Annotated in this window: 27 protein-coding genes; 20 read left to right on the top strand and 7 right to left on the bottom strand. The window is 43.5% G+C overall.

All coding sequences use genetic code 11. The features are described from left to right. Positions 1–92 precede the first annotated feature (92 nt). The 8 genes from FUA48_RS00305 (at position 93) to FUA48_RS00290 (ending at position 2855) form a co-directional block, all read left to right on the top strand. A complete protein-coding gene (locus FUA48_RS00305; RefSeq protein WP_147581587.1) occupies positions 93–518 on the top strand; it encodes a hypothetical protein in 426 nt (141 codons plus the stop codon). Continuing rightward, on the top strand, positions 515–691 hold the full coding sequence (locus FUA48_RS18300; protein WP_168196920.1) for a hypothetical protein: 177 nt from the start codon (positions 515–517) through the stop codon (positions 689–691). The genes FUA48_RS00305 and FUA48_RS18300 overlap by 4 nt, the downstream gene beginning before the upstream one ends. 167 nt (positions 692–858) lie before the next feature. Next, positions 859–999 carry a hypothetical protein gene (locus FUA48_RS18295; RefSeq protein WP_168196919.1) on the top strand — a complete coding sequence of 47 codons (141 nt, stop codon included), beginning with the start codon at positions 859–861 and terminating at the stop codon, positions 997–999. Positions 1000–1341: 342 nt separating this feature from the next. Continuing rightward, positions 1342–1479: a hypothetical protein gene (locus tag FUA48_RS18470; RefSeq protein ID WP_205729425.1), complete on the top strand. Its 138-nt coding sequence runs from the start codon at positions 1342–1344 to the stop codon at positions 1477–1479. Continuing rightward, on the top strand, positions 1476–1646 hold the full coding sequence (locus tag FUA48_RS18290; RefSeq protein WP_168196918.1) for a hypothetical protein: 171 nt from the start codon (positions 1476–1478) through the stop codon (positions 1644–1646). Before FUA48_RS18470 ends, FUA48_RS18290 begins: the two co-directional genes overlap by 4 nt. A 35-nt stretch (positions 1647–1681) precedes the next feature. Continuing rightward, positions 1682–2167 (top strand): hypothetical protein, encoded by a 486-nt coding sequence (locus tag FUA48_RS00300; protein ID WP_147581586.1) that lies wholly within the window; start codon positions 1682–1684, stop codon positions 2165–2167. Positions 2168–2330: 163 nt separating this feature from the next. Then, positions 2331–2510, top strand: coding sequence for a hypothetical protein (locus FUA48_RS00295; RefSeq protein ID WP_147581585.1), 180 nt, complete (start codon positions 2331–2333; stop codon positions 2508–2510). 39 nt (positions 2511–2549) lie between these two features. Further along, the gene (locus FUA48_RS00290; RefSeq protein ID WP_147581584.1) at positions 2550–2855 is read left to right on the top strand and encodes a hypothetical protein; all 306 of its coding nucleotides are present in this window, start codon (positions 2550–2552) and stop codon (positions 2853–2855) included. A gap of 108 nt (positions 2856–2963) precedes the next feature. Here FUA48_RS00290 and FUA48_RS18285 read toward each other — a convergent pair whose 3' ends face one another. Further along, positions 2964–3119, bottom strand: coding sequence for a hypothetical protein (locus tag FUA48_RS18285; protein ID WP_168196917.1), 156 nt, complete (start codon positions 3117–3119; stop codon positions 2964–2966). Between the two features lie 11 nt (positions 3120–3130). Here FUA48_RS18285 and FUA48_RS00285 point away from each other — a divergent pair, with 11 nt between their 5' ends. From FUA48_RS00285 to FUA48_RS00235, 12 genes are all read left to right on the top strand, one after another. Then, on the top strand, positions 3131–3412 hold the full coding sequence (locus tag FUA48_RS00285; protein WP_147581583.1) for a hypothetical protein: 282 nt from the start codon (positions 3131–3133) through the stop codon (positions 3410–3412). Then, on the top strand, positions 3409–3720 hold the full coding sequence (locus tag FUA48_RS00280; RefSeq protein WP_147581582.1) for a hypothetical protein: 312 nt from the start codon (positions 3409–3411) through the stop codon (positions 3718–3720). The genes FUA48_RS00285 and FUA48_RS00280 overlap by 4 nt, the downstream gene beginning before the upstream one ends. Before the next feature lie 35 nt (positions 3721–3755). Next, a complete protein-coding gene (locus tag FUA48_RS18280) occupies positions 3756–3914 on the top strand; it encodes a hypothetical protein (RefSeq protein WP_168196916.1) in 159 nt (52 codons plus the stop codon). 19 nt (positions 3915–3933) lie between these two features. Beyond that, positions 3934–4239 (top strand): hypothetical protein, encoded by a 306-nt coding sequence (locus tag FUA48_RS00275; RefSeq protein WP_147581581.1) that lies wholly within the window; start codon positions 3934–3936, stop codon positions 4237–4239. A gap of 39 nt (positions 4240–4278) precedes the next feature. Then, positions 4279–4431, top strand: coding sequence for a hypothetical protein (locus tag FUA48_RS18275; RefSeq protein WP_168196915.1), 153 nt, complete (start codon positions 4279–4281; stop codon positions 4429–4431). After that, entirely contained in the window at positions 4421–5278 is an 858-nt protein-coding gene (locus FUA48_RS00270) for a hypothetical protein (protein WP_147581580.1), read from the top strand. Before FUA48_RS18275 ends, FUA48_RS00270 begins: the two co-directional genes overlap by 11 nt. A gap of 166 nt (positions 5279–5444) precedes the next feature. Beyond that, a complete protein-coding gene (locus FUA48_RS00260; RefSeq protein ID WP_147581578.1) occupies positions 5445–5645 on the top strand; it encodes a hypothetical protein in 201 nt (66 codons plus the stop codon). 19 nt (positions 5646–5664) lie between these two features. Then, positions 5665–7569, top strand: coding sequence for a beta strand repeat-containing protein (locus FUA48_RS00255; RefSeq protein WP_147581577.1), 1905 nt, complete (start codon positions 5665–5667; stop codon positions 7567–7569). A gap of 60 nt (positions 7570–7629) precedes the next feature. Beyond that, on the top strand, positions 7630–13233 hold the full coding sequence (locus tag FUA48_RS00250; RefSeq protein ID WP_147581576.1) for a hypothetical protein: 5604 nt from the start codon (positions 7630–7632) through the stop codon (positions 13231–13233). Positions 13234–13273: 40 nt separating this feature from the next. Further along, entirely contained in the window at positions 13274–14512 is a 1239-nt protein-coding gene (locus FUA48_RS00245) for a gliding motility-associated C-terminal domain-containing protein (RefSeq protein WP_168196914.1), read from the top strand. Between the two features lie 31 nt (positions 14513–14543). Further along, positions 14544–15458 (top strand): PorP/SprF family type IX secretion system membrane protein, encoded by a 915-nt coding sequence (locus FUA48_RS00240; protein WP_147581574.1) that lies wholly within the window; start codon positions 14544–14546, stop codon positions 15456–15458. An 8-nt stretch (positions 15459–15466) separates the two neighbouring features. After that, positions 15467–17350, top strand: a complete 1884-nt coding sequence (locus tag FUA48_RS00235) for an OmpA family protein (protein ID WP_147581573.1) — start codon at positions 15467–15469, stop codon at positions 17348–17350. Between the two features lie 491 nt (positions 17351–17841). Here FUA48_RS00235 and FUA48_RS00230 read toward each other — a convergent pair whose 3' ends face one another. The 6 genes from FUA48_RS00230 to udk form a co-directional block, all read right to left on the bottom strand. Then, positions 17842–20355 (bottom strand): cation-translocating P-type ATPase, encoded by a 2514-nt coding sequence (locus FUA48_RS00230; protein WP_147581572.1) that lies wholly within the window; start codon positions 20353–20355, stop codon positions 17842–17844. Positions 20356–20410: 55 nt separating this feature from the next. Next, positions 20411–21037: a carbonic anhydrase gene (locus FUA48_RS00225; RefSeq protein WP_147581571.1), complete on the bottom strand. Its 627-nt coding sequence runs from the start codon at positions 21035–21037 to the stop codon at positions 20411–20413. Between the two features lie 74 nt (positions 21038–21111). Then, the gene (scpA, locus tag FUA48_RS00220) at positions 21112–23244 is read right to left on the bottom strand and encodes a methylmalonyl-CoA mutase (protein ID WP_147584927.1); all 2133 of its coding nucleotides are present in this window, start codon (positions 23242–23244) and stop codon (positions 21112–21114) included. A gap of 7 nt (positions 23245–23251) precedes the next feature. Continuing rightward, entirely contained in the window at positions 23252–24634 is a 1383-nt protein-coding gene (locus tag FUA48_RS00215; protein ID WP_147581570.1) for a methylmalonyl-CoA mutase subunit beta, read from the bottom strand. Positions 24635–24644: 10 nt separating this feature from the next. Continuing rightward, positions 24645–24995 carry an FtsB family cell division protein gene (locus tag FUA48_RS00210; RefSeq protein ID WP_147581569.1) on the bottom strand — a complete coding sequence of 117 codons (351 nt, stop codon included), beginning with the start codon at positions 24993–24995 and terminating at the stop codon, positions 24645–24647. Positions 24996–25059: 64 nt separating this feature from the next. Next, positions 25060–25668, bottom strand: a complete 609-nt coding sequence (gene udk, locus FUA48_RS00205; RefSeq protein WP_147581568.1) for a uridine kinase — start codon at positions 25666–25668, stop codon at positions 25060–25062. Between the last annotated feature and the right edge of the window lie 105 nt (positions 25669–25773).

Here is a 25773-nt window from a genome sequence, read left to right as displayed (position 1 = left end):
AGGCCGACGGCACGCAGGTTGCTGTTGCCAAGGCAGACATTACGGCCAACGGGGACGGTACCTATACCTTTACCAACAACGACGGATCGGATGTGACCATCGATACTAATGGCTTAACTATTACCGAACTGAACGGCGTGTATACCTTCACGGCAGCGGACGGCAGTGTGATCGACACGATCGACACCAACGCTTCGGCCCTTGCTTATGACAATACGGCTTCCGGCTTAACGGCAGGAACAGTACAGGCAGCCCTTGACGAGGTGGTAACTGCCCTTGATGATGTTAACGATGCGGCCGCTACGGTGAACCTTATCGACAACAACGACGGCAGCGTTACCTTAGTTAAGGCCGACGGCACGCAGGTTGCTGTTGCCAAGGCCGACATTACGGCCAACGGAGACGGTACCTATACCTTTACCAACAACGACGGATCGGATGTGACCATCGATACCAACGGCCTGACCATTACCGAACTGAACGGTGTGTATACCTTCACGGCAGCGGACGCAGTGTGATCGACACGATCGACACCAACGCTTCGGCCCTTGCTTATGACAATACGGCTTCCGGCTTAACGGCAGGAACAGTACAGGCCGCCCTTGACGAGGTGGTAACTGCCTTGATGATGTTTAACGATGCGGCCGCTACGGTGAACCTTATCGACAACAACGACGGCAGCGTTACTTAGTTAAGGCCGACGGCACGCAGGTTGCTGTTGCCAAGGCAGACATTACGGCCAACGGAGACGGTACCTATACCTTTACCAACAACGACGGATCTGATGTGACCATATACCAACGGCCTGACCATTACCGAACTGAACGGTGTGTATACCTTCACGGCAGCGACGGCAGTGTGATCGACACGATCGACACCAACGCTTCGGCCCTTGCTTATGACAATACGGCTTCCGGCTTAACGGCAGGAACAGTACAGGCAGCCCTTGACGAGGTGGTAACTGCTATGATGATGTTAACGATGCGGCCGCTACGGTGAACCTTATCGACACAACGACGGCAGCGTTACCTTAGTTAAGGCCGACGGCACGCAGGTTGCTGTTGCCAAGGCCGACATTACGGCCAACGGAGACGGTACCTATACCTTTACCAACAACGACGGATCGGATGTGACCATCGATACCAACGGCCTGACCATTACCGAACTGAACGGAGTGTATACCTTCACGGCAGCGGACGGCAGTGTGATCGACACGATCGACACCAACGCTCCTCGGCCTTGCTTATGACAATACGGCTTCCGGCTTAACGGCAGGAACAGTACAGGCAGCCCTTGACGAGGTGTAACTGCCCTTGATGATTTAACGATGCGGCCGCTACGGTGAACCTTATCGACAACAACGACGGCAGCGTTACCTTAGTTAAGGCCGACGGCACGCAGGTTGCTGTTGCCAAGGCCGACATTACGGCCAACGGGACGGTACCTATACCTTTACCAACAACGACGGATCGGATGTGACCATCGATACTAATGGCTTAACTATTACCGAACTGAACGGAGTGTATACCTTCACGGCAGCGGACGGCAGTGTGATCGACACGATCGACACCAACGCTTCGGCCCTTGCTTATGACAATACGGCTTCCGGCTTAACGGCCTACAGGCAGCCCTTGACGAGGTGGTAACTGCTATATGATGATGTTAACGATGCGGCCGCTACGTGAACCTTATCGACAACAACGACGGCAGCGTTACCTTAGTTAAGGCCGACGGCACGCAGGTTGCTGTTGCCAAGGCGACATTACGGCCAACGGAGACGGTACCTATACCTTTACCAACAACGACGATCGGATGTGACCATCGATACCAACGGACTTACCATTACCGAACTGAACGAGTGTATACCTTCACGGCAGCGGACGGCAGTGTGATCGACACGATCGACACCAACGCTTCGGCCCTTGCTTATGACAATACGGCTTCCGGCTTAACGGCAGGAACAGTACAGGCAGCCCTTGACGAGGTGGTAACTGCCCTTGATGATATTAACGATGCGGCCGCTACGGTGAACCTTATCGACAACAACGACGGCAGCGTTACCTTAGTTAAGGCCGACGGCACGCAGGTTGCTGTTGCCAAGGCCGACATTACGGCCAACGGAGACGGTACCTATATACCTTTACCAACAACGACGGATCGGATGTGACCATCGATACCAACGGCCTGACCATTACCGAACTGAACGTGTATACCTTCACGGCAGCGGACGGCAGTGTGATCGACACGATCGACACCAACGCTTCGGCCCTTGCTTATGACAATACGGCTTCCGCTTAACGGCAGGAACAGTACAGGCAACCCTTGACGAGGTGGTAACTGCCCTTGATGATGTTAACGATGCGGCCGCTACGGTGAACCTTATCGACAACAACGACGGCACGTTCCTTAGTTTAAGGCCGGACGGCACGCAGGTTGCTGTTGCCAAGGCCGACATTACGGCCAACGAGACGGTACCTATACCTTTACCAACAACGACGGATCGGATGTGACCATCGATACCAAGGCTTACTATTACCGAACTGAACGGAGTGTATACCTTCACGGCAGCGGACGGCAGTGTGATCGACACGATCGACACCAACGCTTCGGCCCTTGCTTATGACAATACGGCTTCCGGCTTAACGGCAGGAACAGTACAGGCAGCCCTTGACGAGGTGGTAACTGCTATTGATGATGTTAACGATGCGGCCGCTACGGTGAACCTTATCGACAACAACGACGGCAGCGTTACCTTAGTTAAGGCCGACGGCACGCAGGTTGCTGTTGCCAAGGCCGACATTACGGCCAACGGAGACGGTACCTATACCTTTACCAACAACGACGGATCGATGTGACCATCGATACCAACGGCTGACCATTACCGAACTGAACGGAGTGTATACCTTCACGGCAGCGGACGGCAGTGTGATCGACACGATCGACACCAACGCTTCGGCCCTTGCTTATGACAATACGGCTTCCGGCTTAACGGCAGGAACAGTACAGGCAGCCCTTGACGAGGTGGTAACTGCCCTTGATGATGTTAACGATGCGGCCGCTACGGTGAACCTTATCGACAACAACGACGGCAGCGTTACCTTAGTTAAGGCCGACGGCACGCAGGTTGCTGTTGCCAAGGCCGACATTACGCCAACGGGACGGTACCTATACCTTTACCAACAACGACGGATCGGATGTGACCATCGATACCAACGGCCTGACCATTACCGAACTGAACGGAGTGTATACCTTCACGGCAGCGGACGGCAGTGTGATCGACACGATCGACACCAACGCTTCGGCCCTTGCTTATGACAATACGGCTTCCGGCTTAACGGCAGGAACAGTACAGGCAGCCCTTGACGAGGTGGTAACTGCCCTTGATGATGTTACGATGCGGCCGCTACGGTGAACCTTATCGACAACAACGACGGCAGCGTTACCTTAGTTAAGGCCGACGGCACGCAGGTTGCTGTTGCCAAGGCCGACATTACGGCCAACGGGGACGGTACCTATACCTTTACCAACAACGACGGATCGGATGTGACCATCGATACCAACGGACTGACCATTACCGAACTGAACGGAGTGTATACCTTCACGGCAGCGGACGGCAGTGTGATCGACACGATCGACACCAACGCTTCGGCCCTTGCTTATGACAATACGGCTTCCGGCTTAACGGCAGGAAACGTACAGGCAGCCCTTGACGAGGTGTAACTGCCCTTGATGATGTTAACGATGCGGCCGCTACGGTGAACCTTATCGACAACAACGACGGCAGCGTTACCTTAGTTAAGGCCGACGGCACGCAGGTTGCTGTTGCCAAGGCCGACATTACGGCCAACGGAGACGGTACCTATACCTTTACCAACAACGACGGATCGGATGTGACCATCGATACCACGGCCTGACCATTACCGAACTGAACGAGTGTATACCTTCACGGCAGCGGACGGCAGTGTGATCGACACGATCGACACCAACGCTTCGGCCCTTGCTTATGACAATACGGCTTCCGGCTTAACGGCAGGAACAGTACAGGCAGCCCTTGACGAGGTGGTAACTGCCCTTGATGATGTTAACGATGCGGCCGCTACGGTGAACCTTATCGACAACAACGACGGCAGCGTTACCTTAGTTAAGGCCGACGGCACGCAGGTTGCTGTTGCCAAGGCCGACATTACGGCCAACGGGACGGTACCTATACCTTTACCAACAACGACGGATCGGATGTGACCATCGATACAACGGCTGACCATTACCGAACTGAACGGAGTGTATACCTTCACGGCAGCGGACGGCAGTGTGATCGACACGATCGACACCAACGCTTCGGCCCTTGCTTATGACAATACGGCTTCCGGCTTAACGGCAGGAACAGTACAGGCAGCCCTTGACGAGGTGGTAACTGCCCTTGATGATGTTTAACGATGCGGCCGCTACGGTGAACCTTATCGACAACAACGACGGCAGCGTTACCTTAGTTAAGGCCGACGGCACGCAGGTTGCTGTTGGCCAAGGCCGACTTACGGCCAACGGGACGGTACCTATACCTTTACCACAACGACGGATCGATGTTGACCATCGATACCAACGGACTGACCATTACCGAACTGAACGAGTGTATACCTTCACGGCAGCGGACGGCAGTGTGATCGACACGATCGACACCAACGCTTCGGCCCTTGCTTATGACAATACGGCTTCCGGCTTAACGGCAGGAACAGTACAGGCAGCCCTTGACGAGGTGGTAACTGCCCTTGATGATGTTAACGATGCGGCCGCTACGGTGAACCTTATCGACAACAACGACGGCAGCGTTACCTTAGTTAAGGCCGACGGCACGCAGGTTGCTGTTGCCAAGGCAGACATTACGGCCAACGGGGACGGTACCTATACCTTTACCAACAACGACGGATCGGATGTGACCATCGATACCAACGGACTGACCATTACCGAACTGAACGGAGTGTATACCTTCACGGCAGCGGACGGCAGTGTGATCGACACGATCGACACCAACGCTTCGGCCCTTGCTTATGACAATACGGCTTCCGGCTTAACGGCAGGAACAGTACAGGCAGCCCTTGACGAGGTGGTAACTGCCCTTGATGATGTTAACGATGCGGCCGCTACGGTGAACCTTATCGACAACAACGACGGCAGCGTTACCTTAGTTAAGGCCGACGGCACGCAGGTTGCTGTTGCCAAGGCCGACATTACGGCCAACGGGGACGGTACCTATACCTTTACCACAACGACGGATCGGATGTGACCATCGTACCAACGGCCTGACCATTACCGAACTGAACGGTGTGTATACCTTCACGGCAGCGGACGGCAGTGTGATCGACACGATCGACACCAACGCTTCGGCCCTTGCTTATGACAATACGCTTCCGGCTTAAACGGCAGGAACAGTACAGGCCGCCCTTGACGAGGTGGTAACTGCCCTTGATGATGTTAACGATGCGGCCGCTACGGTGAACCTTATCGACAACAACGACGGCAGCGTTACCTTAGTTAAGGCCGACGGCACGCAGGTTGCTGTTGCCAAGGCAGACATTACGGCCAACGGAGACGGTACCTATACCTTTACCAACAACGACGGATCTGATGTGACCATCGATACCACGGCCTGACCATTACCGAACTGAACGTGTGTATACCTTCACGGCAGCGGACGGCAGTGTGATCGACACGATCGACACCAACGCTTCGGCCCTTGCTTATGACAATACGGCTTCCGGCTTAACGGCAGGAACGGTACAGGCAGCCCTTGACGAGGTGGTAACTGCTATTGATGATGTTAACGATGCGGCCGCTACGGTGAACCTTATCGACAACAACGACGGCAGCGTTACCTTAGTTAAGGCCGACGGCACGCAGGTTGCTGTTGCCAAGGCAGACATTACGGCCAACGGAGACGGTACCTATACCTTTACCAACAACGACGGATCTGATGTGACCATCGATACCAACGGACTGACCATTACCGAACTGAACGGAGTGTATACCTTCACGGCAGCGGACGGCAGTGTGATCGACACGATCGACACCAACGCTTCGGCCCTTGCTTATGACAATACGGCTTCCGGCTTAACGGCAGGAACAGTACAGGCCGCCCTTGACGAGGTGGTAACTGCTATTGATAATCTTGCAGACGGAGATATCACTTCAACACACCTGAATGTAACAGGTGGAACAGACGCAGCCTTTAATGATGTTACATTAAGTATTAATGATGATGTTATTACTTCAGACATGATTGTTGACGGAACAATCGTTACTGAAGATATTGCAAACGGTGCTGTAACTACAGCTAAACTGGCTAATGATGCAGTTACCAATGCAAAACTTGCGGACAATTCGGTTGCAACAGAGAACATCGTTAACGGTACCATTATAGAAGAAGACCTTGCTGATGATTCAGTGACTGCTGATAAGATAAACGCCGACATCGCAGGGACAGGTTTAACCCAAAACGCTACAACAGGAGCGCTTGAGGTTGATGTTACTGCACTAAGCGGAGACGGAGATATCACTTCAACACACCTGAATGTAACAGGTGGAACAGACGCAGCCTTTAGTGATGTAACATTAAGCATCAATGATGATGTTATCACTTCAGATATGATTGTTGACGGAACAATCGCTACTGAAGATATTGCAAACGGTGCTGTAACTACAGCAAAAATGAATGCAGGTACAGGAGCTAACGGACGTATTGCTATGGCAGATGCATCAGGTAACGTAAGTTTCAACTCTGTTTCAACTTACAATATATCTAATGGAGATTCATCAATCTCGGTATCTGGAGGTAATAATGCGGCATTAGCTAATACAAGTATATCAGTAAATAATGGAGGAATTACTACAGCTAAGCTTGCTGATGATTCAGTGACGGCAGCTAAAATAAATTCTGATGTAGCCGGGAACGGTTTAACTCAAAACGCTACAACAGGTGCTTTAGAAGTAGATTTAACGAGTATTACTGGAGACGGTAATATTACTTCAACTGATATTAATGTTACAGGAGGTACGGGAGCAGCCTTTAATGATGTGACTCTTACTATTGCTGATGGTGCTGTAACTACAGACAAAATTGCTGACGGTACCATTACTGAGGCAGATATAGCTTCTGGAGGTAACAACAAAACCTTAACTACAGATGAATCAGGAAATGTTGGATGGACAAATTCACCAGTTATACCTAACAGTATGATGCCTAAATTTTTCTACATGCCGGCTGTAATATTTGATACATCGGTATATACAGGTACACCTGTAACGGGCATAACAAGAGACCTTTATCAGGAGTATGTTAATCAGTTCGAGGGAGCATCAAACCCATTGATGGTTAAGAGTGATGTAGGAGGGGCTGCGGAGGCACCGGATGATATACCATATATACCAGTTGCCGAATCATTATATTATTATATTACATATTATGATACAGCGGTATTTGCCAACTTAAGTATTGATGCCAACGGTGTTTTAACCTATGATGTTATAGGTTCCGGCACTCAGACTTCTTACATGAATATTGTATTTGTAGTAAAATAAAACAAAGCCTTTGAGCAGGCTTTTACTAGCCTGCTCATTTTCTTAAGAAGTAAGAAAATCATGCGAAATCAAGAAATAAAAATAGATAACCACAGCTTCTCAAAACTTATAGTTTTATGCTTTGCAGTGTTTTTACTGGCAGGTGTAAATAAAGCTTTTGCACAGTTTGCCATTATGGAAGACTTTAGAGGTAATGGTAACCCGAGTATTATAATAGGCGGACCTGGAGGAGGAGGGGGTATGGCTTACCTTACTTCAGGTATTAATGATCCTGTTAATCAGGGTTGGTTAAGACTTACCAATTCGTCAGCCTATCAAAGAGGGTATGCTTATGTAGATAATTCATTTCCTTCTTCTTCGGGAGTACTTGTGGATTTTGAATATAAAATGTGGCGTGATGTAAATGACGGATACAGTGGTGCCGATGGTTTAACCGTATTCCTATTTGATGCCAGTTCTACTTTTGCTATGGGAGGTTACGGAGGGTCATTAGGATATGCACCTAACGGAGGATCAGGACTTGCCGGAGGTTACGTAGGAGTAGGTTTGGATGCTTATGGTAACTTCTCAAACCCGACTGAAGGAAGAAACGGAGGTCCCGGGGTTGTGCCTAATGCTGTAGTATTGAGAGGTCCGACAACTACTAATACGGCAACCACAAACGCATATTTAGATGGAGCTGCTTTAGGAGACAGGACAGGAGGAGATGATGCAATAAGGGCAAGAAATGAAATTGATTATAATACACAAACTTCAACAAGGCCGACTGATGCACAGTTTTACAGAAGGGTACAGTTAGAAATCCTTCCGTTAGACCAGGCAGGAGTATATTATCAGATAATAGTTAGATGGAAGAAATCTTCGGCAGCTAACTTTACACAGCTTATCAGCTATACCACAACAACACCGCCACCGGCATTGTTAAAACTTGGTTTTGGTGCTTCTTCCGGAGGAGGGGTTAACTATCATGAAATCAGGAATCTTCTGGTTACAACTCCCGGAAACGTGAGGGTTGACAAAAGGGCTGATAAAGATATTTTAAGAAGTGTAAGCGGATTGGGTAGTGAAAATGTTATTACTTATACTATTGATGTTGTAAATGATACTGATATTGCTGCTCTTAATGTGAGCTTTTTAGACGAAGTTACAGATGGTAATGGAAACCTTATTGCAGAAGGTAATCCGGGGTTTAATATCACGTCTATCACTTCTTCAGGTTTTTCATCTATAACACTTCCTACGGCAGCGAGTTTAACCACAAACCAAATTACAGGAACATTTAACCTTGCAGCAAATACTACAGGTAAGATTTTTGTAACAGGTACGCTAACCAGTATACCTGCCGGAAACGTATTGAATAATACAGCTACCATTACACCGCCTTTTGATGAGGATTTAAGTAATAACATCAGTACTGTTAGTACACCTGTATATGCAGAGGGAGTAGATTTAGTTCTTGCAAGGACTACGGTAAATGACTTATGTATTAACCCATCGAGTCCTTCAGGTAAAACCTTTGAGCTGAGAGTGGCAAATATTGGTCAAAGTCCAGCAACATACAGAAGAAGAGGCTCAACAGGCGAACGTATAGTAGTAACTAAAGTGGTTCAAAATACCTATGGATATAATGATAGTGCCACGGATTTTACAACAGATAATAACAATACTACTGCAAGGTGGCATAAAAGAACACAGGCAGATACACCAACTGCAGGATATACAACATATACCTATTTAGCACGATATCCTACTGATAATAGTGATCAGATATTAGGACCGGGGAGTATTTATCAAACAGATTATCCTATTATATATACTATTACCCCACCTGTAGGAACAACCTCCTTTACAGATAGTGCTCAGGTTGAATACAGAGCTGAGGTGAATAATAATAGTTATGGAGGTTCAGAACTGCAAACAACAGTTAACCAGGCAAACGATGTTAACTCAGTTACATTAAATGCGGCTCCTACAACTCCTACAGTAACCAGTCCGGTATATTATTGCCAGGGAGAAACTGCGACGGCATTATCTGCAAGTACTACAAATGCGTCATATCAATTACAATGGTATGTAGTAAACGGTGGTTTTGCATCAGATTATCCTTTTGTGCCAAGTACAACAACTCCTGGTACAACAACTTACTATGTAAGTCAGAAAAATGCAACGTGTGAAAGTAACAAAGTACCAATACAGGTTATAGTATATGCTTCGCCTACAGCTGGTGCAATAGGTTCAGATCAGACAATATGTAACGGAGCTACTCCGGCACAGTTAACCTCTACAACAGCGGGTACGGCACCAAGTGGTGGTACTTTGACTTACCGTTGGGAATGGTCTTTAAACGGCACCTCAGGTTGGACAACAGTACCAAGTGCTACAGGGGTTAATTATCAGCCACCTGCATTAACAGCTACCAGATATTACAGAAGGGTTACTGTGGTAACTAATGGATCTAAATCATGTGAAGCAGCTACTTCAAATGTGGTTATAACTGTAATGGCTGCTACCAATCCGGGAGCAATTGGTTCTAACCAAACAATTTGTAGTGGTTCAATTCCGGCAAGCTTAACATCAACAACGGCAGGATCGGGTACAGGTACTATAACCTATCGTTGGGAGTCCTCTCCAAACAACAGTACATGGACAGCTATAGCATCAACAAATAACCTTACATACCAGCCTCCGGCATTAACATCTACAACTTATTACCGTAGGGTTACGATTGCCACATCAGGTTCGACAGTTTGTGAGGCAGCTACTTCATCTTTACAGATGACTGTAAACGCTGTGCCAACAGCTGGTGCTATAGGTTCTAACCAGACAATATGTTATAATACAGCTCCGGCTTTATTAACATCAACTACTAACGGTGCAGGGACCGGTACGGTAACTTACAGATGGGAGTCATCGCCAAATAATACATCATGGACAACGATTTCCGGTGCTACATCCAGTACCTATCAGCCAGGCAATTTAACGGCTAATACTTACTTTAGAAGAACAACACTGGCTGCATCAGGAGCAACATGTACATCTTCGCCAACATCATCTGTTTTAATAACTGTAAACAGTGCTGTAACGGCAGGTACTATAAGTGCAAATCAAACTATCTGTAACGGAGCTACTCCAGCCCAGTTAACAGGTACGGCAGGATCGGGTACAGGTACTATCACCTACCGTTGGGAGTCCTCTCCAAACAACAGTACATGGACAACAGTTTCGGGAGCTACGGGAGTTAACTATCAGCCAGGTGCTTTAACAGCTACTACCTATTACCGCAGGATTACCATTGCAACTTCAGGTACGGCATGTGAATCTTCAGCGACTAACGTGGTAACAATAACGGTGAACAGTGCTGTAACTGCAGGTACTATAAGTGCTAATCAAACTATCTGTAACGGAGCCACTCCGGCCCAGCTAACAGGTACGGCAGGTACAGGTACGGGAACTATAACCTACCGTTGGGAGTCCTCTCCAAACAACAGTACATGGACAACAGTTTCGGGAGCTACAGGGGCTAACTATCAGCCGGGTGCTTTAACAGCTACTACCTATTACCGAAGGATTACCATTGCAACTTCAGGTGTGGCATGTGAATCTTCAGCAACAAACGTGGTAACTATAACTGTAAACAACGCAGTAACGGCAGGTAGTATAAGTGCTAACCAAACTATCTGTAACGGAGCTACTCCGGCGCAGTTAACAGGTACGGCAGGTACAGGTACGGGAACTATTACTTACCGTTGGGAGTCCTCTCCAAACAACAGTACATGGACAACAGTTTCGGGAGCTACGGGAGTTAACTATCAGCCAGGTGCTTTAACAGCCACGACATATTACCGAAGGATTACCATCGCGACTTCAGGTACGGCATGTGAATCTTCAGCAACTAACGTGGTAACTATAACTGTAAACAGCGCTGTAACGGCAGGTAGTATAAGTGCTAACCAAACTATCTGTAACGGAGCTACTCCGGCACAGTTAACAGGTACGGCAGGTACAGGTACGGGTACAATAGCATATAGCTGGGAATCGTCTCCGGATAATAGTACATGGACAACAGTTTCTGGAGCTACAGGAGTCAATTATCAGCCGGGTATTTTAACAGCTACTACCTATTACCGCAGAATTACAACGGCAACTTCGGGAGTGGCATGTCAGGCAATATCTAATGTTATTACCATAACGGTAAATGCAGTACCTACTGCAGGTAGTATAAGTGCAAATCAAACGATCTGTAACGGAGCTACTCCGGCCCAGCTAACAGGTACGGCAGGTACAGGTACGGGAACTATAACCTACCGTTGGGAGTCCTCTCCAAACAACAGTACATGGACAACAGTTTCGGGAGCTACGGGAGTTAACTATCAGCCGGGTGCTTTAACAGCTACTACCTATTACCGCAGGATTACCATTGCGACTTCAGGTGTGGCATGTGAATCTTCAGCAACTAATGTGGTAACAATAACTGTAAACAGTGCTGTAACGGCAGGTAGTATAAGTGCTAATCAAACTATCTGTAACGGAGCCACTCCGGTGCAGTTAACAGGTACGGCAGGTACAGGTACGGGAACTATTACTTACCGTTGGGAGTCCTCTCCAAACAACAGTACATGGACAACAATTTCTGGAGCTACTGGGGTTAATTATCAGCCGGGTGCTTTAACAGCTACTACCTATTACCGCAGGATTACCATTGCGACTTCAGGTGTGGCATGTGAATCTTCAGCAACTAACGTGGTAACTATAACTGTAAACAGTGCTGTAACGGCAGGTAGTATAAGTGCAAACCAAACTATCTGTAACGGAGCTACTCCGGCGCAGTTAACAGGTACGGCAGGTACAGGTACGGGAACTATTACTTACCGTTGGGAATCCTCTCCAAACAACAGTACATGGACAACAGTTTCTGGAGCTACTGGGGTTAATTATCAGCCGGGTGCCTTAACAGCTACTACCTATTACCGCAGGATTACCATTGCGACTTCAGGTGTGGCATGTGAATCTTCAGTAACTAATGTGGTAACTATAACGGTAAATGCGGTACCTACAGCAGGAACTATTGGTTCTAACCAAACAATATGTAACGGAGATACTCCGGCAATGCTTACAGGTACAGCTGTATTAGGTACAGGAACAATAACTTATCGTTGGGAGTCTTCAGCAAACGGAACTTCAGGTTGGACAGCAACAGGTGGTACAGGTAATAATTACCAACCGGGTGCATTAACTGCCACAACCTATTACCGCAGGATAACGATAATTACATCCGGAGGTGCTACTTGTGAATCGGCACCAACAAATGTGGTAACTATTACTGTAAATGCAGTTGTTACAGAAGGAAGTATAGGTTCAGGTCAAACAATATGTCACGGTGCTATCCCAACACTGCTAACATCCACTGCAGCGGGCACAGGTACAGGTACTGTAACTTATCGTTGGGAGTCGTCTCCAAACGGAAGTTCATGGACAACAGTTTCGGGAGCTACAGGAGCTACATACCAACCAGCTGCATTATATGAAACAACCTATTACCGCAGGATTACCATAGCTACCTCAGGCGTAAGCTGTGAATCTCCTGCAAGTAATACAGTTACAGTAACTATAAAGAACTGTAACCTTATTACAAACCCTATGATTTATCAAAGGGTGAGTAATTAGAACAGATAAACCCCACTTAAACTGTTTTAAAATGGAAAACATGAAAAAATTAAAAATCACATACCTGTTCCTGCTTTTTTCAGGAGTGGTAGCTGCCCAGTCAGGGCAAACCGTAAACGAAGGCATACTATATGTAAGCCCGGGAACACTCGTGTCTGTTGAATCGGATTTTGACAACAAAGGCATGGGCGAGTATGAAAATAATGGAGAAGTTTTGCTTAAGGGCAACTTTAATAATGACGGTATTACAAGCTTTAATCCTGCTTTAGGCGGATATACAAGGTTTGAAGGATATACTCAGCAGAATATAACCGGCAGCATACCGGCTGACTTTTACAACGTTTTGTTTCGTAACCCAAATCCGCAGCCCGCTTTTCGTTTGTATGGGGATATTTCGATTAGTGGCAATGCCGATTTTTATCAGGGAATAGTTCAGGATGATATATTTGGGGGAATAATCATATTTGAAGACGAAGCAACTCATACCAATACCAGTGATGAAAGTTTTGTTGACGGCTACGCTGTAAAGAATGGCACAACCGACTTTTCATTCCCTATTGGAGACGGCCAATACTACAGGTATGCTGCTATTTCTGCTCCTGATGATCAGTCATCAGCATTTACAGGCAAGTATTATTTTGAAGATTCTAATATGCTTTATCCTCATGAAAGCAGGGCACAGGAAATTGAGATTATAGACAATAGAGAATACTGGACTATAGATAAGACAGGAGGAGAGGCAGATGTAATGATAACCCTGAGTTGGGATGAATTTACCACAACACCTTCTGAACTTTTAGTAGAATCAACAGAAGCCATACGTGTTGTGCGCTGGGATACCGAAGCAGGCATGTGGGTAGATGAAGGTGGCGTTCAGGATATGTTTGCCAAAACCGTAACCACGCCTGTACACGTTTCGGGATATGGTGTGTTTACACTGGGAAGATTGAGAAAAGGTTATTTGCCAACAGAAGACATAGTTATTTATAACGGTTTGACTCCTGACGGCGATGGTAAAAATGATTATTTCTATATAGAAGGGATAACAAATCATCCGGGTAATACAGTACAGATATATAACCGATGGGGTATAAAAGTGTATGAAACAGCCGAATATGACAGTAACGGAAATGTTTTTACAGGAGTGTCTTCGGGCAGGGCTACACTTTCTCAAAGGGACAGGCTTCCTGCAGGTACTTACTTTTATGTAATACAGTATCCACACAGGGGCACAACGATTAAGAAATCAGGTTATTTATACATAAGCAGTGCAGATTAAGATGAAGAAGGAAATGAACAAGAGGATAAACATGTCTGCAAAAAAAATTATAGCAGTATTTGCACTTATGGTTTGCAGCCTGGCAAATGCACAGCAGGATCCGCAGTACACTCAGTATATGTACAATACTATACAGGTAAATCCTGCTTATGCGGGGTCCAGAGGAAAAACAAGCATATTTGGTATATACCGTGCACAATGGGTAGGTCTTGATGGGGCTCCAACAACTGCGGCAGCATCAGTAAACGCACCCGTAGGAAATAAGCTGGGATTGGGATTGTCATTCGTTAATGACAGGATTGGTCCGATGGACGATAATGCCATATCAGTAGACTTTTCATATACTATTGATATCTCTTATAACTATCAGCTGGCTTTTGGTTTAAAGGGAACGGCAGATTTACTGAATGTAGATTTTACTAAGCTTAATATTTTTAATCCGGATGATCCGGGATTTCAAAATAATGTGGATAACCAGTTTTCACCAAATTTTGGTGCAGGTTTATTCCTTTATTCTGATAATACTTATTTCGGGGTATCAGTACCGGACTTTTTGGAAACAAAGCATTATGAGCACAATACTACTTCGGTAGCAAAAGACAGGATGCACTATTATTTTATAGGAGGGCATGTGTTTGATCTTACATACAACCTTAAGTTTAAGCCGGCCGCTATGGTAAAGGCAACAAAAGGTTCTCCGCTACAGGCAGATGTTTCGGCAAACTTCCTGTATGATGAAAAGCTTACACTGGGTATGGCTTACAGATGGGATGCTGCATTAAGTGCCTTAGTAGGTTTTCAGATAAGTAAAGATATTTTTGTTGGGTATACCTATGATATGGAAACAACAAGATTAGCCGAGTATAACTCAGGTTCACATGAAATTTACCTGCGTTTTGAGTTGGTTAAGAAAAATGAGAAAGTAGAAAACCCACGATTCTTTTAAACAGTACTATGAGGATATTAAAATATACAGGATTACTATTTATACTGTTGCTTAGTTGTTTTCAGGCTACTGCACAAAGGAAGGAATTGAAAAAGGCTAAGATTCAGTTTGATAATTATGCCTATAGTGATGCTTTAGAAACCTACCTTGAAGTGGCAAACACGGGGTACAGGTCTATAGAGCTGTATGAACAGATAGGGGATGCCTATTATTTTAAAGGAGAACTTGATTATGCCTATCAGTGGTATAATAAACTGTTTAACCTTCATAAGGAGGTAGAGCCTGAATATTATTACCGTTATGCACAAACATTAAAGTTTGTAGGTAATGCAGATGAAGCTGATAAAATGATGAATAAATTCTCTGAACTTAGCTCTGATGATCTTAGGACTAAAATGTTTTTGGATAACAAGGATTATCGTGAACAGATTGAGGAAAATTCCGGGAGGTATGAAATAAAGCCAATGGAAGTAAACTCTAATTTTTCAGATTACGGGCCTGCATTTTATAAAGATAAAATTGTTTTTGCTTCATCAAGAGATACGATTAACAATAAGAAGAAACGCGGTCGTGTTGACCGATGGACTAACGAGGCTTTTACAGGCCTATATGTAACCCCTGCAAAGGAAGATGACAGCCTTGCAGGTAAAGTGGAGAAGTTTTCGCTAAACCTTGATACTAAATATCATGAGTCGACACCTGTGTTTACTAAAGACGGAAACACTGTTTACTTTACACGTAACAACTATAATAACGGAAAAGTAAAGAAAGATGACCATAACGGGATATTGCTTAAAATATACAGGGCAAAATTTAACGGTACCGAATGGACCGATGTAACAGAACTGTCTTTTAACAGTAATGATTACAGTTGTGCACACCCCGCATTAAGCGCAGATGAAAGGACACTTTATTTTGCTTCAAATATGCCTGGAACCTACGGTAGATCTGATATATACAGGGTGAGCATTAACGGGAACGGCAATTTTGGAATGGCAGAAAACTTAGGCCCCGGTATTAATACCGAAGGTAGGGAGAGTTTCCCTTTTGTGTCGGATACAGATGATCTATACTTTGCTTCTGAAGGGCATCCCGGACTTGGCGGACTGGATATTTTTGTGAGTAAGATGGAGCCTGACGGTAACTACATTAAAGCATATAATGTGGGTAGGCCTATTAATAGTGAAAGAGATGACTTTGGACTGATATTTAATGCAGTTGAATCACAAGGTTTTTTTACCACTAACAGAAAAGGTAACGACGATATATACAGGTTTAAAGAAATAGAAGAATTTGCCTACGAGTGTAAAGAGAAACTGGAAGGTATATTAAGAGAGGAAGGAACCGGAAGGGTACTTGCCAATACTAAGGTTCTCGTGATTGACGAGAAGAAGAAAGTAGCACAGGAAGCAGTTACGGATATTGACGGAAACTACTCTTTTGAGGTAGATTGCGGTAAGCAATATATTGTGAAGGCAGACAGGGCTGAGGAAGCTCTTGCGCAGAACGAAGTAAAGAAAGGTTCCGATTTAGGTAAGGTGTTTAATATACAATACATCTACTTTGATTTAGGTAAATATGAAATTAAACCGGAAGCTGCAAAAGACCTTGATAAGCTGGTTGCTTATATGAAGCAGAATCCGAATATGAAGCTGGATGTAAGGACACATACCGATTCAAGGGCATCACATAAGTACAATCAGGTGCTTTCTGATAAAAGAGCAAATTCCATTATTGCCTATATAATAGATCATGGTGTGGAAGCATACCGTGTAGGAGGTAGGGGATATGGAGAAACTCAATTATTAAGCAAATGTCCTGATGGTGTAATATGTAGTGAGGAGCAGCATAGGCTAAATCGCAGGTGTGAATTTATAATAACTGAAATGTAAAACTGAGAGCACAGCAGCATAAATAGTTTTTTGTGGGGATAAACTCTTATGCTGTCTGTAGCTTCAGTAAAATAAAAGCACGGCTTTTAAGTTTCATAGTGGGGAAGCTTAAAAAAACAACCGTTTGCTTTCGATAATTAGGTGTTCGGTTAATTGGTTTTGGTAAACAGAATTAAGTTTTATTGTGGGGATAGACTTTAACCTGTAAAAACAATTTAGAATACACAATTATCAAAAGGAGTGCAATAGTATTTTATAGTTTTAATAGTGGGGATAAACTTCTATACTAAAGCCTCCTTAGGGCCCTGTTTTTGCAGGGCCCTTTTTTATTTATTATGTAAGGTGAGAAAGCCAAATATAATTTTTTTAAATTAATTAGTATGTTAAGTTTTTAAAATCCAGTTTTTTAATAAATAAAAAAGCAGTCTATTGACTGCCTTTTTATGATTATTTACAGCGGTTTTGGTCTAAACTGATTTAGTAAAACTTATTTAAATGGTTGGCTCAGTATTTTTTAATCGCTTTGTCCATTTTACAATTTCAAACCATATAACCGAAATAAATCCGGCAAGTATGCTTAGCCCAAGTAATGAAATTGAAGGTGTACTGAATTCAAAAAACTCAACTAACGGATCGGCATATAATAGTAAAAAGGTTAACAGGATTGTTATGCCTATTATTAATGGAATAAGTCTGTTTTTATAGCTAAACGATGTAATAACAGAATAGTAAAAAGAACGGTTAACCAAGGTTAAAAATACATTTGCCGATATAAGCGTAACAAAAACAAGGGTTCGTACATGCGATTCGGTAAGCTCAAGTGAAACGGCATAAAGATAAATTCCTAATGTACCTGCTGTTATTGCCAATCCCTGTATTATACTTGTAGTAAGTTCTCCTATATTAAAGAAAGTTGAGGTGAATGGCCTTGGTTTTTGGTTCATGGTGTTTTTTTCCATGGGCTCATTTTCATAAATAATAGAACATGTTGGTCCCATAATAAGCTCAAGGAATATAACATGTACAGGAGAAAAAATGTTAGGATAAACCCAACCCAATACTAATGGTATAGACACCGTAAGTATAATAGGGATATGGATTGAAATGATATACTGAATAGCCTTTTTTAGGTTGGTATATATCTTTCTGCCCATACCTATGGCATCAACCATTTTGGCAAGATCATCATCCGGTAAAATAAGTGAAGCAGCTTCTTTTGCAATTTCAGTTCCTTTTTTGCCCATAGCGATGCCAATATGTGATGCTTTTAATGCAGGTCCGTCATTAACACCGTCTCCGGTCATTGCCACTACCTGATTACAGGCTTTAAGTGCATTGATTATTTTGAGCTTGGCCTCAGGGAACATACGGGTAAAGATAGCTGTGTGCATAACCTTTTCCTTTAACTCTTCCTCAGAAAGATGCATGAGTTCCTCTCCGCTAAGGGTTTTATCATAATCCTTAAAACCTACCTGCTTGGCGATGGCTGCTGTAGTAAGGGCATTGTCTCCGGTAACAATTTTTACATCAATACCGGCATTGTAAAATGAATTGAAAACATCAGTTATGTTTTTCTTCGGAGGGTCATAAAAAGCAACTATACCATCAAACGTAAAGTTTAGGTCCTGCTGATTTTTAGGGAAATCATTTCCGCTGAATTCAGTATGTCCCACGCCTAAAACCCTAAAACCATCCTTTGCCAGATTTGCTATGGTTTCATTAACCGCCTGCATTTCAGTTTCCGTCATGCCCGATACTTTCATCATAGCCTCGGGAGCGCCTTTTGCGGCTATTATCCTAGCTCTGTTAGTGTCTTCAAAAACATGGGTCATCATAGGAGGTTTGCCGCCCAACGGATATTCATGAACCATTTTAAAATCAGGTCTTTTATCGCTATCCGTTGAGTTTTTATAGGCACTATGCAGGGCAATCTCCATAGGATCAAATGGTATAGGTTCGCTGGCCCACATAGCATAAGTAACCAGTTCCTTTTCTTTTTCAGAGAGACTATTTTCAGGATTTGATATATCTGGTGAAGGAAAAGCAGCTACGCGGGCTAGGGTCATTTTATTTTCGGTAATGGTTCCCGTTTTATCGGTACATATTACAGTAGCACTGCCAAGTGTTTCAACAGTTTTCATCTGTTTTACTATAATCTCCATTTTCATTAACCTCCAGGCACCTAATGCCATAAATGTGGTAAAGGCAACAGGAATTTCTTCCGGTAGTATACTCATGGCAAGTGTAAGTGACTTTAAAAGACTATCGATAAAATTGCCTGAGTTTATATAGTTAAATATCCATACCGCCACAAAAACCACAGCTCCCAGTATCACCATCTTTTTTACAAAGTTGGCAATCTGTTTTTCCAGAGGTGTCTTTTCAGTACTGATATCTTCAAGGCTTTGGCCTATTTGCCCCAGTTTTGTAGATTTCCCAATGGCTGTGACCTTAACTACAGCCAGTCCTGTAGTTACTATGGTACCACTGTAAACAATTTTGTCTTCTTTGCTTTCGTCTTTGGAAACAGGAAATGATTCACCTGTGATAACAGATTCGTTAACCGAAAAATCGTTGGCCTGCACTATGGTTCCATCAGCGGGTATGGCAGAGCCTTCCTCAACAATCATTAGGTCATCTATAACAAGGTCTTCGTTGTTGATCGTTTGTTCGTCTCCGTTTCTTATTACCTTGCAGTGAGGACGGGTATAATCCTTAAGTTTCTCAAGGGCATTCCTGCTTCGGGATTCCTGATAAAGGGAAATAGTTGCTACCAACAGGATAGAGGCAGCCATAAAAATACCATCGCCAATATCGCCGCTTATAAAGTAAATGGATGCGGCTACAAGCAATAAAATAATCATGGGCTCTTTGACAAGGTCTTTGAGCGCCATGATTATTTTATTTTCTTTTTTAAATTGTATTGAATTACTGCCGTGGCTTTCTCTGGATTGTTGAACCTCTTGGGAGGTTAATCCTTTTAGGCCAAAGTACTTTTGCTCCATAAAAAAGTATTAGTACAGTAAATATACTAAACTTACAGGGTCGCAATGTTAATCTTTATGTAATTCTATAGATGTCGGCAATGCCTTTGGTAATGGCTTGAAAATCAATTTTAAGATCTACAAGATTACCGGTCCTTAAATCGAATATCCAGCCATGAACAGTAAGGTTACGGTTGTTTATAGCACGTTGAACCTCGGCAGTTTTAATTGCGTTAATACACTGTTCCTGCACATTAAGTTCCACAAGCCTGTCGTAACGTTTGCCTTCATCTTCAATAGCGTTAAGTTCTGCTTTATGAATGCGGTAAACATCACGTACATTACGCAGCCACGGGTTAAGTATACCTAAATCTGCCGACTCCATTGCAGCTTTAACACCTCCGCAGTTATAGTGTCCGCAAACTACAATATGGTTCACTTTTAAAAAGTCTACAGCATAGTTAATAACCGACATTACATTCAAATCGGTATTGGGTACCATGTTTGCAATATTGCGATGTACAAAAACATCTCCCGGTTCAAGTCCCATAATTTCTTCAGCAGTTACACGGCTGTCGGCACAGCCTATGTATAGAATTTCGGGTGATTGCCCTTTCGCAAGGCTGTCAAAATAAGAAGGATTGCTTTTAATCTGTTTGGTAATCCATTCCTTATTGTTCTCAAAAACTTTTTTAATATCCATTATTAGTACAGTTTATTACTTTAAAGATACTTAATTGCATAAAAAAGCTCCGTTATTAAACGGAGCTTTAACTCTTATTCAAAGCCTTTAATTAATACTTCAAGTATTTTAATGGCTGCTTCACTAATTTTTGTTCCCGGCCCGAATACCGCTACAGCACCCGCATCAAAAAGATATTCATAGTCCTGAGCCGGTATAACACCGCCTACAATTACCATGATATCTTCACGCCCATATTTTTTAAGCTCTTCAATAACCTGAGGGACTAATGTTTTATGTCCCGCAGCGAGTGAGGAAACCCCTAAAATATGTACGTCGTTCTCCACAGCCTGTTTGGCTGCTTCGGCAGGTGTCTGGAAAAGTGGACCAATGTCCACATCAAAACCAACATCGGCATATCCGGTAGCTACTACTTTAGCGCCACGGTCATGACCGTCCTGACCCATTTTTGCAATCATTATCCTTGGGCGACGGCCTTCCAGCTTAGCAAATTCATCTGCCAACTGTTTTGCTTTTTCAAAGCTCTCGTCATTTTTAATCTCTTTGCTGTACACTCCGCTAAATGATTTGATTTGTGCTTTATATCTTCCGTAAATCGATTCCAGTGCATCACTAATCTCACCCAGAGTAGCCCTGTTTCGGGCTGCATCTACAGCAAGTTCTAACAGGTTACCCTGTCCTGATTTTGCTGCTGAGGTAAGTTTTTCAAGGCATTCGGCAACTTTTTGGTTATCGCGTGTTGCCTTAATACTGTTTAGTCTTTCTATTTGCTGGCGACGTACAGTTTGGTTATCTACTTCAAGAATATGAAGCGGATCTTCTTTTTCCAGCCTGTATTTGTTTACACCAACAATTATATCCTGTCCACTGTCAATTCTTGCCTGTTTTCTGGCAGCAGCTTCTTCAATACGAAGTTTTGGTATACCTGCTTCAATAGCTTTTGTCATACCACCCAGTTCTTCCACTTCCTGGATAAGAGCCCATGCTTTTTCGGCAATTTCGGAGGTAAGGCTTTCTACATAATAGCTTCCTGCCCACGGGTCTACCGTCTTGGTAATTTTGGTTTCTTCCTGTAGGAATATCTGGGTGTTACGTGCAATACGTGCCGAGAAATCGGTTGGCAAGGCAATTGCCTCGTCCAGTGCATTTGTGTGTAACGATTGTGTTCCCCCAAAAGCAGCCGCAGCAGCTTCAATAGCAGTACGGGCTACATTGTTAAAAGGATCCTGTTCTGTTAAGCTCCATCCGCTGGTTTGGCAGTGTGTACGTAACGCCAGTGATTTATCACTTTGAGGGTCGAACTGTTTAAGTAGTTTTGCCCATAACATACGTCCTGCACGCATTTTGGCAATTTCCATAAAATGATTCATTCCTATTGCCCAAAAGAAAGAAAGCCGGGGAGCAAAATCATCTATTTTCATTCCGGCAGCAAGTCCGGTACGTATATATTCTAAACCATCCGCAAGGGTGTATGCCAGCTCAATATCGGCAGTAGCCCCGGCTTCCTGCATGTGGTAGCCCGAAATACTGATAGAGTTGAACTTTGGCATCTTTTTACTGGTATATTCAAAAATATCAGCAATAATCTTCATGGAAGGAGCAGGAGGGTAGATGTATGTATTTCTAACCATGAACTCCTTAAGAATATCGTTTTGTATGGTTCCCGAAAGCAGTTCAGGTTTTACGCCCTGTTCTTCGGCAGCAACAATATAAAATGCCATTACCGGAAGCACAGCCCCGTTCATAGTCATTGAAACCGACATTTCTCCTAACGGAATCTGGTCGAAAAGAATTTTCATATCCTCAACGCTGTCTATTGCCACACCTGCTTTACCTACGTCACCCACTACGCGTTCATGGTCACTGTCATAACCGCGGTGTGTGGCAAGGTCAAACGCTACAGAAAGTCCTTTTTGTCCCGCAGCAAGATTACGACGGTAAAAAGCATTGCTTTCTTCGGCAGTGGAGAAACCTGCATATTGCCTGATTGTCCACGGACGGCGAACGTACATAGTTGCATACGGACCGCGAAGATTAGGCGCAAATCCGGCTCCGAAACCTAAATGCTCAAGGTTTTCAATGTCCTCTTTGTTGTATGTTTCTTTTACTTCAACACCTTCGGCAGTAACAAAGTTATCTTCTTTACTGTTCGCTAATGGCTTGGTGCTGTTAGTGTTTAACTGTATATGTTGTATGTTTTTTCTCATGTTACCGTTATTCTGCACCTGCATTAGTCTTTTCTTCTTCCAGTCGCTGCTGCTCTGTTTTTTCGGCAAGGCGCTTTTCAATAATAGGGATGATAAGCGTTTTTCTCGGGTTAGATTTTACAAACGGATAAAGCTCCAGATCATGGTTCATTTTATCAAGTTTGTTAGGGTACTTATTAGTACCTAATAAAATCTCTTTACCATCATCAAAAAGCTCCTGCTCTTTGGTTGCACTCTCCTGTATTTTTCGTTGTATGGTCCCTTCCTTAAGTTGCGTAAGAAAACCACCATTAGCTTCTATATCCTTGAATAGCGCAAGCCCTTTTTCGGCCAGTTGCTGTGTAAGTTCTTCTATATAATAAGCACCGTCTGCAGGATTATTTACCTTATCAAAATAGCTTTCATGTTTTAGGACTAAAAGCTGGTTTCGCGATATCCTGTCGCCAAACTCGTTGTCTTTGTGGTAAATTGCATCATATGCCAGGTTAGATACGGCATCGGCACCTCCCAATATTGCACTCATACATTCGGTAGTTGTACGCAGCATGTTTACATTATAATCATACAGCGTTTTGTTACGTTTAGTAGGAGAAGCGATAATGTGGCATTCAAAATTATGATCGTACTCTTTTGCTAAAAGACCGAAAAGCAGTCTTAAAGCACGAAGTTTTGCAATTTCAAAAAAGTAGTTTGTACCTACCGATACGTGTAATACAACAGGTTTATTTATGGTAGCTATTCGATTGAAATATTCATTGGCATGAGCCAGAGTATAGGCAATTTGCTGAACAATATTAGCTCCTGCATTTTGGTAAAGGCTGCTGTCTATACTCAGGAAATGAATATTAGAGCAGGCAATAGCTATAGTATTTAAAGATTCAAAATCTTTGTCAAGGTTAGTGTGCCAGTTGCCGTCTTTTGTTAATTGGCCTATAGGGTCTAACTGAACAAAAAATACAGCATTTTTAGCCTTAGCTATGGCATCCAGTTTTTTTACGAAATCGATTGAAAGAAAATTCAAATTGAAATAAACCGGAGTGCTTTCCAAAGGAAGTGCATTCAGTAGTTTTTCAACATCTGTATCTTCGTTAGGAATGGTAAAACGAATCGCTTCGGCACCACGCTTTAATGTCTCGTTTGCACGAAATACAGATTTATCTATATCGTGTACAAAAATATTCTGGCAAATTTTAAATTGAGAAGTGTGGGTAGTTACCTGTAAAGGCTCTTTAAACTCATCAATATGGTAAAAAGGTTTTACCTTAATTCCTTCAGGACTTTCCCAAATAAGAGTTTCGTTATAATCGGCTCCCTTCAGTTCATACTGTATCTGTTGTTTCCATTGTTTGGAAGATACAGGTTCAAATTCATTAAATAAATTTTCGCTCATGCGTACCATTTTAAAGAGATTTTGTGTCCTCATCTGGAGGCACGCCATCTTCAAATTCTATGATATATATATCCTCGTTTTCACGCTTCATGTAATACTTTTCGCGTGCATATTTTTCGGTCTGATCCGGATTGTTAAGGTGCCTTATGCTAATGCTGTCCTTTTTTATTTCCTCTTTGTAATATTGCTTGTTTTCCTCCAGCTCTTTTATTTCCTTATCCAGTATCCTGTGCTCAAAAAATGAATAATTGTCAAGAAAGAACCACCATACAGTAGCTAAAATAGCAACAAGTACATACCTGTTTCCCAGTATTTTGAGAAAAGGATAGCGCTCTGTTAATTTGCTGAATGGTTTTTTCATTACAGGGGTATAATTTACTTTACAAAGTAATGGTTTTTTTCGGACTTATGCAGGCTTAAAATGTTTAAAGTATCCTTTGGTTAATAACAGCCCTTACCACATCTATCGCTACTGTATTATACCTGTCATGAGGTATAATAATATCGGCAAACGCTTTGGTAGGTTCAATAAACTGTTCATGCATGGGTTTTAGTGTGGTTTGATAGCGGTTAAGAACTTCGTCCATATCACGACCACGCTCTGCAATGTCACGTCTTAGCCTTCTTATAAGTCTCTCGTCAGAATCGGCATGAACAAATATTTTGATATCAAAAAGCTCCCTTAGCTCAGGGTTAGAAAGTATAAGTATACCTTCTACAATCATTACCTTTCTTGGGTGGGTTACTATAGTATCTCCGGTACGGTTATGGGTAACAAAAGAATAAACCGGCTGCTCTATGTTTTTTCCTTCCTTAAGCTCTTTTAAATGTTGGGTTAACAATTCAAAATCAATAGAGCGGGGATGGTCAAAGTTAATCTTTGTTCTTTCGTCATAACTCAGGTTTGAAGTTTCCTTATAATAAGAATCCTGAGATATAATGCCCACTTCGGTAAGCGGAAGTTCATTCATTAACTGATGTACCACGGTTGTTTTTCCGCTTCCGGTACCTCCTGCAATTCCAATTACTAGCATAAGAAATCCGTTATCCTGTGTTTTTGCAAAAATAACAAAATAAGGTCGTTGTTTTAGATTTGAAAATGTTTTTTAGATTAAAAGCAGGTTAAATAATGCTATATT

The sequence above is a fragment of the Flavobacterium alkalisoli genome (genome assembly GCF_008000935.1).
GTDB lineage: Bacteria > Bacteroidota > Bacteroidia > Flavobacteriales > Flavobacteriaceae > Flavobacterium > Flavobacterium alkalisoli.
This window is presented reverse-complemented; position numbering and strand designations above follow the sequence as displayed.

Bases quoted from the DNA above. Each gene is read 5' to 3' on its own strand.
- FUA48_RS00230 (WP_147581572.1), bottom strand. From the start codon at position 20,355: ATGGAGCAAAAGTACTTTGGCCTAAAAGGATTAACCTCCCAAGAGGTT.
- FUA48_RS00250 (WP_147581576.1), top strand. From the start codon at position 7,630: ATGCGAAATCAAGAAATAAAAATAGATAACCACAGCTTCTCAAAACTT.
- scpA (WP_147584927.1), bottom strand. From the start codon at position 23,244: ATGAGAAAAAACATACAACATATACAGTTAAACACTAACAGCACCAAG.
- FUA48_RS00225 (WP_147581571.1), bottom strand. From the start codon at position 21,037: ATGGATATTAAAAAAGTTTTTGAGAACAATAAGGAATGGATTACCAAA.
- FUA48_RS00270 (WP_147581580.1), top strand. From the start codon at position 4,421: ATGATGTTTAACGATGCGGCCGCTACGGTGAACCTTATCGACAACAAC.
- FUA48_RS00235 (WP_147581573.1), top strand. From the start codon at position 15,467: ATGAGGATATTAAAATATACAGGATTACTATTTATACTGTTGCTTAGT.
- FUA48_RS00210 (WP_147581569.1), bottom strand. From the start codon at position 24,995: ATGAAAAAACCATTCAGCAAATTAACAGAGCGCTATCCTTTTCTCAAA.
- udk (WP_147581568.1), bottom strand. From the start codon at position 25,668: ATGCTAGTAATTGGAATTGCAGGAGGTACCGGAAGCGGAAAAACAACC.
- FUA48_RS00245 (WP_168196914.1), top strand. From the start codon at position 13,274: ATGAAAAAATTAAAAATCACATACCTGTTCCTGCTTTTTTCAGGAGTG.
- FUA48_RS00240 (WP_147581574.1), top strand. From the start codon at position 14,544: ATGTCTGCAAAAAAAATTATAGCAGTATTTGCACTTATGGTTTGCAGC.
- FUA48_RS00215 (WP_147581570.1), bottom strand. From the start codon at position 24,634: ATGAGCGAAAATTTATTTAATGAATTTGAACCTGTATCTTCCAAACAA.